The sequence below is a fragment of the Candidatus Cloacimonadota bacterium genome, from assembly GCA_016932035.1.
Lineage (GTDB): Bacteria > Cloacimonadota > Cloacimonadia > JGIOTU-2 > JGIOTU-2 > Celaenobacter.
Map to the genome: position 1 here is coordinate 42601 of JAFGDR010000031.1, position 13323 is coordinate 55923.

Below are 13323 nucleotides of genomic sequence, written 5' to 3' on the forward strand. Positions count from 1 at the left end.
TTATAGATACGCTTTTATTTCTTCTGGTTTATCAATTGAAATAATACCTTTTACATCATGAGTCTTATATCCAAGCACTGTTTTGCCAAAATCGAGACAATAAGCGATTTCAGATAACGTACCATATGATCCGTTTATAGCAATAGCAAGGTCGCAGGTTCGTGCTATAATGGAATTCCGAGCAGTACTAATTCCAGTGACAATAGATATAGAAATATAAGGATTAGCATCCTTTTTCTCGAATCCCGGAAGTATTCCAATGGTAAATCCACCATTTTCAGAAGCACCTTTTGACGCTGCTTCCATAACGCCACCGAGTCCACCACAGATTAATATATGACCATTGTCAGCTATCAATTTTCCAACCTGATATGCAAAGTCATAATAGTCCTGATTAGCTGATTTTCCCCCGATTACTGCTATGATCTTTTTCTTCATATTATGTTACAATGAGTGCTATTATATAGGCAGTTGCAAGAGAAATGAAAAAAGGCCAGAATAATTTTTTATAGAAACCTTTCAGATCTGAACCGAAAAACTCAAGGGAAACTGATACACAGGGATGTATTGGAGAAATAATATAGCCCATGTAGGTCGAGAAGAACATAATCGCAAAGAGCAGGTATGACATGGCATCAATGCCGTATCTGGCATAAAAGATCGGGAGAACAATTGCAAAAGGCATCTGAACACGACCGGTCACGAAACCGAGGAACGCAGCAATTATGACGATAGTGAAGCTCTTTGATATTGCCGCTTGAGCAATGATGTCGGACATATTCGACGCCCGGAAAACATTTAAGAAGAAGAACATACCAATAATGAGCAGAAAATATTTTAGCGGTTTCATCTTTTTGAAGACCAGCACAATATTTTTTATGGGCATGTTACCTAAGATCATAGCAAGGATAAGACTGCATGAAACGCCAATAATAAGAGGAATTTCGGTAATAACGTCCGGAAAGATAATCATCAGAAGTAAGTGTATTAGTGGAGCCGCGAGAATAATACCAATAGGAGTTAGAAGCGCTTTCATATCAAGATGTTTTTGGGTGGGAAGGTTCCCATCGATATCTCTCAGAAGAAATACCCAGCCAAGGAGTATCATGATAATAAATCCGGGGATCAGGTATAAAAGAGCTCTGTAAAGATAAAGGTCAGCCATTTTGCTTGTTGAAAGGAGCGCTCCAAGAGGGTAGATGAGTATCAACGCATGTCGAAACCATACATTGATCGCAGTGTATTGTTTATCAGAAATATCATCTCCTGCTCTCAACACGAGGGGTGCAGAGAGAAGAGCACCACCGGGCATGGGGAGCATTCCCAGAAAAGCAGGTCCAAACATAAGAAAGAGTTTTCGTTTTAAACGTAAATTTTTAAATAATCCTTCCATCAAACCTGATTCCTCAAGAACTCCGCCGATGAGGGCGATGAATCCTACAGAAATACCAAGAAGCAAGATGGATACATCGAAAATCGTGCCTTTAAATTGTTGTATGATTGTTATCGGCTTGAGATTGATAATCCCAAGGATCAGAGCTCCAACAAAAAAACCCATCCACAAACTTTTTCTCGCAACAAGGATCATTACAACCAGCGAGAAAAAGAAGCCAATCCAAAGGAGGAGAGCCGTCATACTACCTTAGCCCTAAAGAATATACCCCGAGGTTTTTTTAATGCTTCGATCTTTCCCTTCTCATGAAGTGTATCTATATATTTATTCAATTCAGCAATATGAATATCGAGAATTTCAGAAAGGTCCTCCGCAGTGCATGGACGACGGGAGATCGTTGATAGTATTGCATCTTCAATTGAAAGATCGTAGGATTTTACCTTCTCGCGTTTTTGATAATTGCTGATCATCACTACGGGAAGGTCAGCAAAAGTTTCCTTAAGTTTTTGAAGCACATCAGCACTTGCAGGCATAACCCAGTTTTCTGTGCCCGGTCTGTCAAGAGCATTTAACTGTACAAGATCAGGTTTAATTTTTCTCAATATTTGATGGAACTTCTCAATCTCTTCATCAGAGTCATTTATGTTTGGAATTATGAATATTTCAAGCCAAATTTTACCGTTAAATTCTTTGCGGAACGCTATCAAGCCAGCTATGATATCATCGATGTTGATTCCGAGAGCCGGTCTATTAATTTTCTGAAAAACATCTTCAGAAACTGCATCAAGCGACGGCATGATAACATCTGCCTGTAACAACTCATTTCTAACGTTCGGATCTGACAGAAGAGATGAGTTCGTCAGCATTGCAACGCTATACTGAGGGTAATTGTCTTTTAAAAAGGAGATTATTTTGCCAACGCCTCTATTGAGGGTCGGTTCACCCGAGCCGGAAAATGTTATATAATCGAGGGTTGGATTAGTTGAAAGGAACGATTCGAGTTCTGATAGTATCTCATCAACAGGGATATATTCTTTTCGTTTTTTTGTAAGATCGGTCGTTGTCCCGCATTCGCAATAAACGCAATCAAAAGTGCAGGTTTTATATGGAATGGGATCGATTCCGAGTGAAAGTCCAAGGCGCCGAGAGGGAACCGGTCCGAAGAGATGCTTGTATTTCATGTTAGAAAAGGGAGATGAGCAAACCCGCAATACCACCGAATCCCAGAGAATAGAGGTAATTAGAAGCGATGGGGCAGGCACCGGATCGGCATCCTACGAATTTATGCCAGAGGAAACCAACCAGCATTCCAAGAAGAATCCCGAGGATTATTCTTACTGGTTTGGGAACATGTGTTTTCTTGTGTTCGATCTTTTTATCTTTTTCCATTGAGATGAAGGGGGTGTGCACCGCACGTTGAAATCATATTCTGAAAGGCATTATGTCGTTAGCTCAAACCAAGTTTCCTAACGGCACATCAGGCGGACTGCTTATTGCTGCTACCTTCCGGTCCTGACAAGGTTCACAGAGCCCGATTGCGTTAGACTTGACTCTCAACACCACTTGCATACCACACAGACAGACATCAAATCTCGCAGATTGGAATTCAGCCCTGCTATAGCGGATTGCAGGTTACAGGACACCGCTGGCTTCCCGCCTAGCACACCCTATGTATGTTTATTTCTTTTTATCAACAACAATTTCATGTGAAAGAGCTTGCGTTTTTTTTCTGATAGAAAGCTGCTCGATCACAGAAAGGATATTATAAGTAAACCAATACAGAACCAAACCCGCCGGAAGAGATCTGAAAATGAACACAAAGAATATCGGCATACCATACATCATGAATTTTTGAGTTTTTGCTTGGGCAAGCTGCTTATCGTCCATATTGGGAGTTGGTTTCTGAGCCATTAATTTTTGCTGGAAGAACATTGTAATGCCCATAAGAATCGGTAAGATGTAATATGGATCAGGAATTGAAAGATCTTTCAGCCAGAATATAAATCCCGCATGCCTGAGCTCGATGGTGGATTGCAGAACAGGATAGAGAGCAAACAGGAAAGGGAACTGAATAAGAAGTGGCAAGCATCCACCTAACGGACTGACACCATGCTCTTTATACAGCTTCATGGTTTCTTGGTTAAGTTTCTGTGGATTGCCCTTATATTTAGCCTGGAGCTCTTTCAGCATCGGCTGGACCTGCTGCATTTTTTGAGCAGAGGTAAAACTTTTATGCGTGAGAGGATAGAAAATAAATTTGATGATAACTGAAAGAAGAATGATCGCTATACCATAGTTTGGAATAAGAGAATAGATGAACTTCAATAACTTCAGGATGAGTTTACTGATCGGTCTGAGTAGTTTCCATCCAAAATTCATTGCATCTTCAAGCCCGATATTAAAAGCACGCAACTGATCATAATCTACAGGTCCGCAATAGAATTGATACGAATGATCGATGGAGTTTCTTCCGACCTCGACCTTTGCATTTTCCATGATATTACTATTATCTGCATAGACAAAGATTTCTCGAAGCTTAACAGTACGTTCCGGAATTGCGGCAACCATGAAATATTTTGATTTTAAAACCGTCCACGAAATATTTCCATATTGAGAGATTCCTGCAGTTGCTTTTTTTATCGTAATCTTATCAAGTGTATTGTCGATGAATGCAACCGCATTTATGTAGGTGTCAAATCTCTTGTCTCCCTGCTGATCATAATAGACGCCTGCATTAAGCTGTATGTCGTAAGAATCAATAAAAGCAAGGTCATCAGCCTTGATCTTCACATCAAGTGTATAGTCACTAATAATCGAGTATTCTTTCTCAAAGACTCGCTTGCCATCCTTTTCTATGAAAAAAACAACGCTGAATTCATCATAAGTGAAATCAAGATTTTGCTTCTTGAAGTTGATCGTGTCTGTGTCTGTATAAAAGACAGTATTGAACATACCGCTATCTTTTACAAAGAGCTCGATCGGTCCTTCATGAGCTTCATTTTCAATGCTCTTTAGGATAACCTGTTTGATGTTACCGCCACGATTGGTGAAAATGACCTTGATTTGATTATTTTCGAGTATTATATCGTCTTTGAGAGCAATGTCTGATTTTAAATCAATTACAGAGGTGGTTTTTGAAAGTTGTTTTTCTGTAGTTTCAGGCTTGGTATCTTTTTGTGTAACCTGCGAGTTTTGCTCTATTGGAGATTGCTGTGTAACAGGCTGGGCTGGTTGTTTCCAGAGAAATTTACTGCTAACATAAAATACAACAAAAATCAGAATCAATGCAACAATAGTTTTTTTATCCATACTGTATCATTCCTTTAGGGTAACGGATCGTATCCACCTTTTGACCAGGGATTGCATCTGAGAATGCGCCAGGAAGACAGATAGACCGCTTTTAAAAATCCATATTTTAAAAAAGCACTTTTTGCATACGACGAGCAGGAGGGATAGAAACGGCAGGTGTCCGGAAATATAGGTGATATTAACCTTTGATAAAGGTTTATTAAAAGAATAAAAAAGTTGTTTATAATTTTATTCAATGCTATCAAGTACCTTTATCAGATCTTTATAAATATTGTCTCGCCCATACTCAAAAATCCCATTCTTGCTGATAACAAGATAGTTTATTTTATTACTAAATAAAGCGTTGTTAGCATGAGCGAAGTTCCGTATCCAGCGTTTTATCTTATTTCTTTTCACGGCATTTGCTACTTTTTTGGAAATAATGATTGCAAGTCCGAAATCATCTTCCAGTGAACAAGGACAAAAGACCAGGTCAAAGGACCGGGTATGCTTCCGTATGCCATGCTTTCGTAATTCATCAAATTGTGCCTGAGAAGTGATTCTCTTCACGAGCCATTAGATTGAGAGTCTTTTACGGCGTTTTGCACGGCGACGTTTAAAGATCGCTCTTCCGTCTTTGGTTTTCATTCTTTTGCGAAAACCGTGAGAACTTTTTTTCGGTTTATTATGAGGCTGATATGTTCTTTTCACAGCGAAACCTCCAGATGTACTTTAGAATGTGCAATTCTGAGAGTCCTGATATGGTGTCAAGTTTTTGAACCCTTTAATGCACGTATTTAGTAATGTAAGAAATATTTGTTATTCGTAAAATTCTTTTCGCCGGTCGTTCAGAATATGATTTTTGTCAGTGACCATTTTATTCCGAGCCAGTGTAGGATCAATATCAACAACCTTGAGAATCTCTTCGGTTTCGTTTGCTGATGCAATTAGATTTCCTGACGGATCAGTAATCTGGCTCATGCCAGTGAAAGTTAATTTTGATTCTTTGTTTTTTTCTGAGCCGGTTCGATTACTCGTGATGGTATAAACTCTGTTTTCAATGGATCGTGTGATCATAGCTTTCTGGCAAAAAGGAAGGACGAGATTTGCTGAATGACAGAGTATATCTGCACCCATAACTGCCAGCGTGCGAGCAGATTCGGGAAAAATCCAATCAAAGCAAACCATGAGACCAAATCGAGCACCTTTATAATTTACGATTTTAAATCCGGTATCTCCGGGCTCAAAGTGATCTTTCTCATTCAAAAACAAATGTGTCTTTCGATATATGGTCTGGTTAACCTGCGGATCGACAAAGAGTTGAGAATTATAAAATCGACGACCATCTCTTTCTAGGAATCCGGCTACAATGGCAGTCTGTTCTCTGGATGCAATCGTTTTAAAGAATTCTGGTATTCTACCATCTTTTTCTGAAGCGAAGGGCATTATCTCTTCATGAGACATGAAAGAATATCCGCTTGTAAAAAGCTCAGGAAGCACGACAACATCGGTATGGCAGTTTTCAAGCAGAAGGGATATTTTTTCGAGATTCTGTTTCTCGTGAAACAAGACGGGAGAAAATTGAAGAAATCCTACACGCATACGTTAACCACTTATTGAAAGTTCATCCACAAGGATCGAGGGGGCACCAATCGCCGATAGTTTAAAAGAAAGATCCTCTGCAATACCAATGATCTGTTTCATAAGATTGAAAAAATTGCCCGAAACGGTAAAATTATGAATCGGATATTTTCGCTCGCTATTTTCGCAATAAAATCCCTGAGCGCTCATTGAAAAGTCTCCTGAAATTGTATTGCATCCGCTATGCATCCCAGCCAGTTGAACAATTTCAATGTAATTTTTCACGCTGGATGAGATCTCTTTTTTGGTGCTTATTCCTGGTTTTATGTACAAATTCGAAGGAGAGATGCCGATAGTGGTCTTATATGATCTGCTTGCATTACCGGTTGAAGGAATTCCATCTTTCAATGCAGTTATTGAGTTATGAAGGTACGTGTTCAGCGTACCGGCAGTTATTAATTCTGTTGTCTGTGACGGATAACCTTCATCATCCAAAGGACGTGTATTATATCCACCATCAAGAAGCGCATCATCTATGATAGTAAGATGCGGACTGGCTATTTCTTTATGAAGTTGTCCCTTTAAAAGTGATTGTCCTTCATGAACAGCTTTTGCTGAGAAGATGCCCCAGAATGTGCTTAAAAGCGTGGCAGCCATTTCATTGTTAAAGAGAACTGGATAATTCCCGGATGAAATATCTCGTGCACCAAGTAATTCGATTGCTTTTTTTGCCGCCCCGGAACTTATTTCCGAAGCATGGATGTCATTAAAATTCCTTGATAGGTGTTCGAAATAACCGGACTTTGTTTCATCGTCTTTTTTCGCAAGACAGAAGGACAGCCCGTAACAAGCATTTGTGATATATTCTTTTGTCATCCAGCAAGAGTTTGCTATTTTTACATACGATTCATTATTACCAATGATCGATTGGGGAACATTAACGATGCGTTTGTCAGAGTCATATGAAGCCTTCTCGATCTCTTTTGCTTTTTTAATTTTATCTTCAACAGAAATTTTGGATAGAGCTTCAGAATATATATCCAATTTTTTGGTAATTGGAGGATAATTGCCTAATTTGACCTCTTCTTTGTAATCAACAATCCTCGCATTATCACGTGCATTGCAAAGTGTGGCTTCCAAAGATTCTCGATCGAGCTTCTCTGTATAGGCATAACCAGTTCTCTCTCCTATTATTATCCGAAGACCTAACCCAAGAGCGTCTGAATAATTGAATGAGTCTATATCCCCATGGAATATCCTGATAGATAGAGAATGAGAAGTTGAAAGATATGCATCATAGTGTGAGATGTTATGTTTTTTTGCAATGGATTTAATTTCTTCAAATTCTTTTTCAAACATTATTTCACCTTCCTTCCACCTACCACAATTTCGTCTACCTTAATCGTTGGCTGTCCCACGCAGGTCGGAATACTGCCACTTTGTGACCCACACATACCTTCAGCAAATTCCAGATCATCGCTTATCATACTGATTTTTTTCAAGATATCCTTCCCATTACCTATTAATGTAGCACCGCGGACGGGTTTAGTGATTTTTCCATTCTCTATAAGGTATCCCTCACCTACAGTAAAATTGAAATCACCTGTACCTGGTTGAACTGAACCTCCGCCCATCTTTTTTGCATAGAGGCCAAAGTCAATTGAGGAAATCATGTCTTCGAATGAATCGTTACCTTTATCGATGTAAGTATTTCTCATTCGGGATGTGGGAGCAAATTTGTAGGATTGTCGTCGACCACTGCCTGTTGTTGGCATTCCAATCTTGAGGCCACCAAGTTTGTCGACCATGTAGGATTTCAATATTCCATTTTCTATAAGGATAGTTTTTTGGGTAGGATTCCCTTCATCATCGATCGTTGATGATCCCCAGTAGTTAGGCATTGTGCCGTCGTCTATCGCTGTGACGCAAGTATTTGCTATTTTTTGGTTGAGTTTATTTGCAAAGACCGAGGCTCCTTTTGCAACAGCAGTCGTTTCAAGAGGATGACCACAAGCCTCATGGAATATGACACCCCCAAAACCATTACCGATTATAACAGGAAATTTACCACTCGGCGCATAGTCAGCAAGAAGCATTTTTACTGCTCTTTCTGATGCCATAATACCAATTTCTTCTGCCTTTAGCTCTTTGAAAAATTCATATCCTTTTAGAGCTCCGGGACTTTCGTTACCAGTCTGCATTTGCCCGTCTTTATATGCAATTGAACTGACATAGACACGAGCATAAGATCGCTGGTCTTTTGTGTGCATTCCCTCACTATTGGCAATTACGATATTTTGTACTTTTTCAAGATATGTGATATTAACCTGAGAAATGTACGGTGAATATTTTCGTGAAGACGAATCAATTCGATGAAGGAGTTCTACTTTTTCTTCTGCTTGAACGGCACTAAAAGGAATTAAGAATATATTGTTCGATTTATTCTGAGAATCTGAAAGATCCAAAATTTTAGTTTCAGAATCTCCTTGTTCAACACCACTAACTGCTTTTGCTGCTTTCAGCAGACCTTGTTCTGAAACATCGTTTGTAAATGCATAGATTGCCTTATTGCCATAAAAAACTCGAATCCCAGCTCCATGATCTTTGCCGTTGACTGATTGTATTATCTTGCTGTCAAGCATCTGGATCGTTGCATTTTGAGTATCTTCAAAGAAGAGTTCAGAAAAATCAGCACCATTTGAAAGCGATTTCTGAAGGACTTTCTCAATTATTGATTTCTTTAACATGTGACCTCCGATAAAGAACTTATGCATGAAAGACTGGACGTGATGTCAAGAAAGTGTAGAATATTTTGACAACAAATTACATAAAAAAATAAGCTTATACGTTGAGGTGTATAATGTATATTGTTAATATAAAAAGTAATTTTAGTGCCGCACATAACTTAGTAGGATACAAGGGTGATTGCTCAAAAGTGCATGGTCATAACTGGAATGTGCGACTCGTTCTGCGTTGCAGCAGCATCGATGAAATTGGTATGACCAAAGATTTCAAAATACTAAAGAATAAGTTCAATGAGATATTGGAAGAATTTGATCATGAAAATCTTAACAAATTACAATTTTTCAGCGAAATAAATCCAACATCTGAGTCTATTGCGAAGGTTCTTTATAAAAAAGCAGAATCTGTGTTTAATGATGACAAAACTGCTGTCTATGAGATTGAAGTAAGTGAATCTGAGAAATACTCAGTAATATATAGACCTTATGAGAATCCTTAATTCCAGATTTGTCGAAAGTGCTTATAAATATTCTGATCTTTCCGTAGGTAATGCGCCAGAAATTGCTTTTATCGGAAGGTCGAATGTTGGAAAATCATCACTCATAAATAGTCTGCTGCAAAGAAAAAATCTAGCACAGACAAGTAAAAAACCCGGTAAAACACGAACAATCAATATATTTGAAGTCGTATGCACTAGAAACGGCAGAGATTTTCATATCAATTTTGCTGATTTGCCAGGATATGGTTATGCAAAGATTTCAGAGAAAGTCCAGCAAGCCTGGAAAAAACTGTCTGATGATTATATCATGAAGAGGAAAAACTTATGTGGCATTGTGTTGATCGTTGATATACGGCATGAAGCGGACATAAAGGATATTGAAGCAAAAAACTGGATTACATCACATAATAAAAATTTACTCATTGTACCAACAAAAGCAGATAAGATAAGTAAATCACTGGCTTCAATTAAGACAAGGATACTCAAAGATCAATTTTTACTCTTACCCAACCAAGATATTTTGATGTTCTCCGCAAAGGATAAAAAGGGTAGAGAGCCGATATTAGAATGGATCGACCACATTACTGGAACAGACACAAATGGAGATGAAACATGTTAGAACAGATAAACAAACCTGAAGACCTTAAAAAACTTAGCCTTGAACAACTAAAAGAGCTATGCAAGGATATTCGAGAAAGAATTATAGACGTGACCTCCAAAACAGGCGGGCATCTTGCACCTAGCTTGGGAGTTGTTGAACTCACTGTTGCACTTTTAAATGTTTTTGATCCACTAAAGAATAGAATGATATGGGATGTTGGGCATCAGTCATATGCCTACAAGATTCTTACGGAAAGAAACGATAATTTTGAATCGCTTCGCCAGTTTGGCGGGATAAGCGGTTTTAACTCTATTTTTGAGAGTAAATATGATGCTTTTGGCGTTGGTCACAGCAGCACTTCATTATCTGCGGCACTTGGAATTTCTGTTGGCAAAGAGTATAAGAATAATCCAGATAAGACGATCGTTGTCATTGGCGATGGTGCACTTACTGCAGGAGAAGCCTACGAGGGGTTAAATAATATCGGTGGTTCTAAAAAGGATATTATCGTCATTTTAAATGAGAATTCAATGTCTATTTCTAAGAATGTTGGAGGTATGCATTATTATCTTGCAAATGTTCTTTCTGGGAGGCATTATAATAGGCTAAAAAATGATGTATGGGATATGGTACAGACACTCCCAAAAATCGTACGAAATAAGATTATTTCAGGTGCAAGGCGTTTTGAGGACAGTATTCTTAAGATGTTCGTACCCAGCAGTCTTTTCGAGGATCTGGGCTTTAGATATATTGGGCCGATCAATGGCCATGATCTTCCGACAGTAATAAAAATTCTCACTCAGGTCAGAAATAACATAAGCGAGCCAGCTCTTGTACATCTAATCACCAAGAAAGGCAAGGGGTGTGAATTTGCTGAACAGGATGCAACAAAATTTCATGGAGTTTCTTCTTTTGACAACATGACAGGGGAGATAAAGAAATCAAAAGCAAAGCTAGCAAAACCATCTTATTCTACACTTTTTGGTGACACTCTCATTGAAATAGCTGAGAAAGATAAAGATGTCGTTGCGATAACTGCTGCAATGTGTGATGGAACAGGACTTCGAAGATTTAAAGAGAAATTTCCCGATCGTTTTTTTGATGTAGGAATTGCAGAGCAGCATGCCGTCACCTTTTCGGCCGGACTAGCATTGGAAGGGTTAAAACCCTTTGTGGCCATTTATTCGACTTTTTTACAGAGGGCATTTGATCAGATAATTCATGACGTAGCATTGCAGAAATTACCCGTGAAATTTGCGATTGATAGAGGTGGACTCGTTGGTGAAGACGGACCGACACATCATGGTGCATTCGACCTTTCATATCTTAGATGTATCCCCAATATGGTTATCATGGCACCTAAAGATGGTGAAGAGTTTAAAAAGATGCTCAAATTCATGCAAAATTATAATAAAGGTCCCATCTCTGTTCGATATCCAAGGGGAGTAGTTGATTCATATAAAAGTACGAGCGAGATAATACAATTGGGTAAATTTGAACTTATATATGAGGGAGAAAGAGATGCAATCATTTGTGCAGGAACCAGTTTTAAAATTGGATATGATGCATATCATGAAATGGAGAAAAATGGCAAGCATCCTTTTTTAATAAATGCCAGATTTATCAAGCCAATCGATAGTAAGATGCTTGAAGAATTACATAAAAAAAAGTTAAAGAATATCATCACAATAGAAGAAAATGCTCTTTATGGAGGTTTTGGAGCAGCTATTCTTGAAACTTGTAATGAGCTGAACATACATTTTACAATCAAACGATTCGGATTGCCAGATGATTTTGTAACATATGGAAATACTGAGATATTAAGAGATAAAATTGGACTTACGACAAGAAATATCATATCATATATTTCATCATTATGACAAACCATCTGGATACCATTGCAGCAGTCTCAACCCCACCGGGGACTGGCGGGATTGCGGTAATAAGATTAAGCGGGACGAATAGCCTGGAAATAATCAATAAAGTATTCCGATCGAAAATAGCAGCAGAAGAGATGGAATCTCATCACATATATTTTGGACGGATTTTTGATAGCAACGAGTTAATTGATGAAGTTCTCGTATCATATTTCAAAAACCCGAATAGTTTTACTGGCGAAGATGTCATCGAGATAAGTTGCCATGGTGGAGCGTTTGTTACACAGCGAGTATTAGAGACTATTCTGAAAAGGGGAGCAAGATCTGCAGAGAAGGGAGAATTTACAAAACGAGCTTTCCTCAATGGTAAAATTGACCTGACAGAAGCAGAAGCAATTATTGACCTGATACATTCCTCTACAAAGCATTCATTAGAGTCTGCAATTTATCAACTTGAAGGGAAACTTCATGACTCAATTTCAATAATATTAGATGAGATAACTGCTATCAGAACAGAGATAGAGCTCGATATTGATTTCTCAGATCAGGGATTGGGATCTAAAAAATTTAATGATTATGGAAGTGCACTTAATAGAATACAAAAATCACTTAAAAAACTCATAAAAACAGCACATGAAGGAAGAATACTGCACGAAGGCTATCGAGTAGTAATTGCAGGTCCACCAAATGCAGGCAAATCAAGTGTCTTTAATAAACTCATCGAAAATGAACGATCTATTGTTACCGATATACCCGGAACGACCAGAGATTATATTGAAGAGGATATCGCTTTGGAGGGTTATCTGGTTAAACTATTTGATACGGCGGGACTGAGAGATGATCCAGAACATATAGAGCGATACGGAATAGAAAAATCATTAAAAATAATTGGAGATGCACATCTTGTCATATGGATCAAGGATTGCACTGTTTCACGTGAAACATCACTGCCTAATCTTGATGGGATAAATATTATCCAGGTATTGAATAAGGTAGATTTATTAGGTGTTCAACCAAAAAAAGAGAAGGATTTGTTATATGTATCAGCAATAGATGGAACCGGAATCGAGGAACTCAAAAAAAGAATGATTAACAATATTGATATCAGCAATTATGATATATCAGGTGGATTTATTACAAATGCAAGACAGCTTGCAGCTGCAGAAAAGAGCCTGAAAGCGCTATGTCAGGCAATAGATTCTGCTGATTCTCAGAGAGGATTGGAGTTCATTGCATTTGATCTAAAAGAATCCAGTGAATATTTGGAGGAGATTATAGGAAAGATAAGTAGTGAGGAAATTATCAATTCTATATTTGATCGTTTTTGCGTTGGGAAATAGGT

15 protein-coding genes and 1 other RNA gene are annotated in these 13323 nt (G+C 38.3%); 4 read left to right on the forward strand and 12 right to left on the reverse strand.

Annotated features, from left to right (window positions below; genetic code table 11):
- The 12 genes from JW794_05110 to JW794_05165 form a co-directional block, all read right to left on the reverse strand.
- Entirely contained in the window at window positions 1-438 is a 438-nt protein-coding gene (locus JW794_05110) for a TIGR00725 family protein (protein ID MBN2017490.1), read from the reverse strand.
- A 1-nt stretch (window position 439) separates the two neighbouring features.
- Window positions 440-1636: a DUF401 family protein gene (locus JW794_05115; protein ID MBN2017491.1), complete on the reverse strand. Its 1197-nt coding sequence runs from the start codon at window positions 1634-1636 to the stop codon at window positions 440-442.
- Window positions 1633-2574 (reverse strand): radical SAM protein, encoded by a 942-nt coding sequence (locus tag JW794_05120; GenBank protein MBN2017492.1) that lies wholly within the window; start codon window positions 2572-2574, stop codon window positions 1633-1635. Before JW794_05120 ends, JW794_05115 begins: the two co-directional genes overlap by 4 nt.
- Before the next feature lies 1 nt (window position 2575).
- Complete coding sequence (locus tag JW794_05125) at window positions 2576-2782, reverse strand: hypothetical protein (GenBank protein MBN2017493.1); 207 nt, start codon at window positions 2780-2782, stop codon at window positions 2576-2578.
- A 13-nt stretch (window positions 2783-2795) separates the two neighbouring features.
- Window positions 2796-3059: signal recognition particle sRNA large type (ffs, locus tag JW794_05130), an RNA gene on the reverse strand.
- 11 nt (window positions 3060-3070) lie between these two features.
- Window positions 3071-4702: a membrane protein insertase YidC gene (gene yidC, locus JW794_05135; protein MBN2017494.1), complete on the reverse strand. Its 1632-nt coding sequence runs from the start codon at window positions 4700-4702 to the stop codon at window positions 3071-3073.
- Window positions 4703-4716: 14 nt separating this feature from the next.
- Window positions 4717-4926, reverse strand: coding sequence for a membrane protein insertion efficiency factor YidD (yidD, locus tag JW794_05140; GenBank protein MBN2017495.1), 210 nt, complete (start codon window positions 4924-4926; stop codon window positions 4717-4719).
- A 4-nt stretch (window positions 4927-4930) separates the two neighbouring features.
- The gene (gene rnpA, locus JW794_05145) at window positions 4931-5251 is read right to left on the reverse strand and encodes a ribonuclease P protein component (protein ID MBN2017496.1); all 321 of its coding nucleotides are present in this window, start codon (window positions 5249-5251) and stop codon (window positions 4931-4933) included.
- A 6-nt stretch (window positions 5252-5257) separates the two neighbouring features.
- Complete coding sequence (gene rpmH / locus JW794_05150; protein ID MBN2017497.1) at window positions 5258-5392, reverse strand: 50S ribosomal protein L34; 135 nt, start codon at window positions 5390-5392, stop codon at window positions 5258-5260.
- A gap of 108 nt (window positions 5393-5500) precedes the next feature.
- A complete protein-coding gene (locus tag JW794_05155) occupies window positions 5501-6283 on the reverse strand; it encodes a hypothetical protein (protein MBN2017498.1) in 783 nt (260 codons plus the stop codon).
- A gap of 3 nt (window positions 6284-6286) precedes the next feature.
- Entirely contained in the window at window positions 6287-7621 is a 1335-nt protein-coding gene (locus tag JW794_05160; protein ID MBN2017499.1) for a TldD/PmbA family protein, read from the reverse strand.
- Entirely contained in the window at window positions 7621-9009 is a 1389-nt protein-coding gene (locus JW794_05165; GenBank protein ID MBN2017500.1) for a TldD/PmbA family protein, read from the reverse strand. Before JW794_05165 ends, JW794_05160 begins: the two co-directional genes overlap by 1 nt.
- A gap of 113 nt (window positions 9010-9122) precedes the next feature.
- On the opposite strand from JW794_05165, the gene JW794_05170 reads away from it, so the two are divergent.
- The 4 genes from JW794_05170 to mnmE are packed head-to-tail and all read left to right on the forward strand — an operon-like array spanning window position 9123 to window position 13321.
- On the forward strand, window positions 9123-9503 hold the full coding sequence (locus tag JW794_05170) for a 6-carboxytetrahydropterin synthase (GenBank protein ID MBN2017501.1): 381 nt from the start codon (window positions 9123-9125) through the stop codon (window positions 9501-9503).
- On the forward strand, window positions 9490-10122 hold the full coding sequence (locus JW794_05175) for a YihA family ribosome biogenesis GTP-binding protein (GenBank protein ID MBN2017502.1): 633 nt from the start codon (window positions 9490-9492) through the stop codon (window positions 10120-10122). The genes JW794_05170 and JW794_05175 overlap by 14 nt, the downstream gene beginning before the upstream one ends.
- The gene (locus JW794_05180) at window positions 10116-11984 is read left to right on the forward strand and encodes a 1-deoxy-D-xylulose-5-phosphate synthase (GenBank protein MBN2017503.1); all 1869 of its coding nucleotides are present in this window, start codon (window positions 10116-10118) and stop codon (window positions 11982-11984) included. Before JW794_05175 ends, JW794_05180 begins: the two co-directional genes overlap by 7 nt.
- On the forward strand, window positions 11981-13321 hold the full coding sequence (gene mnmE / locus JW794_05185) for a tRNA uridine-5-carboxymethylaminomethyl(34) synthesis GTPase MnmE (GenBank protein ID MBN2017504.1): 1341 nt from the start codon (window positions 11981-11983) through the stop codon (window positions 13319-13321). The genes JW794_05180 and mnmE overlap by 4 nt, the downstream gene beginning before the upstream one ends.
- The last annotated feature ends 2 nt before the right edge of the window (window positions 13322-13323 follow it).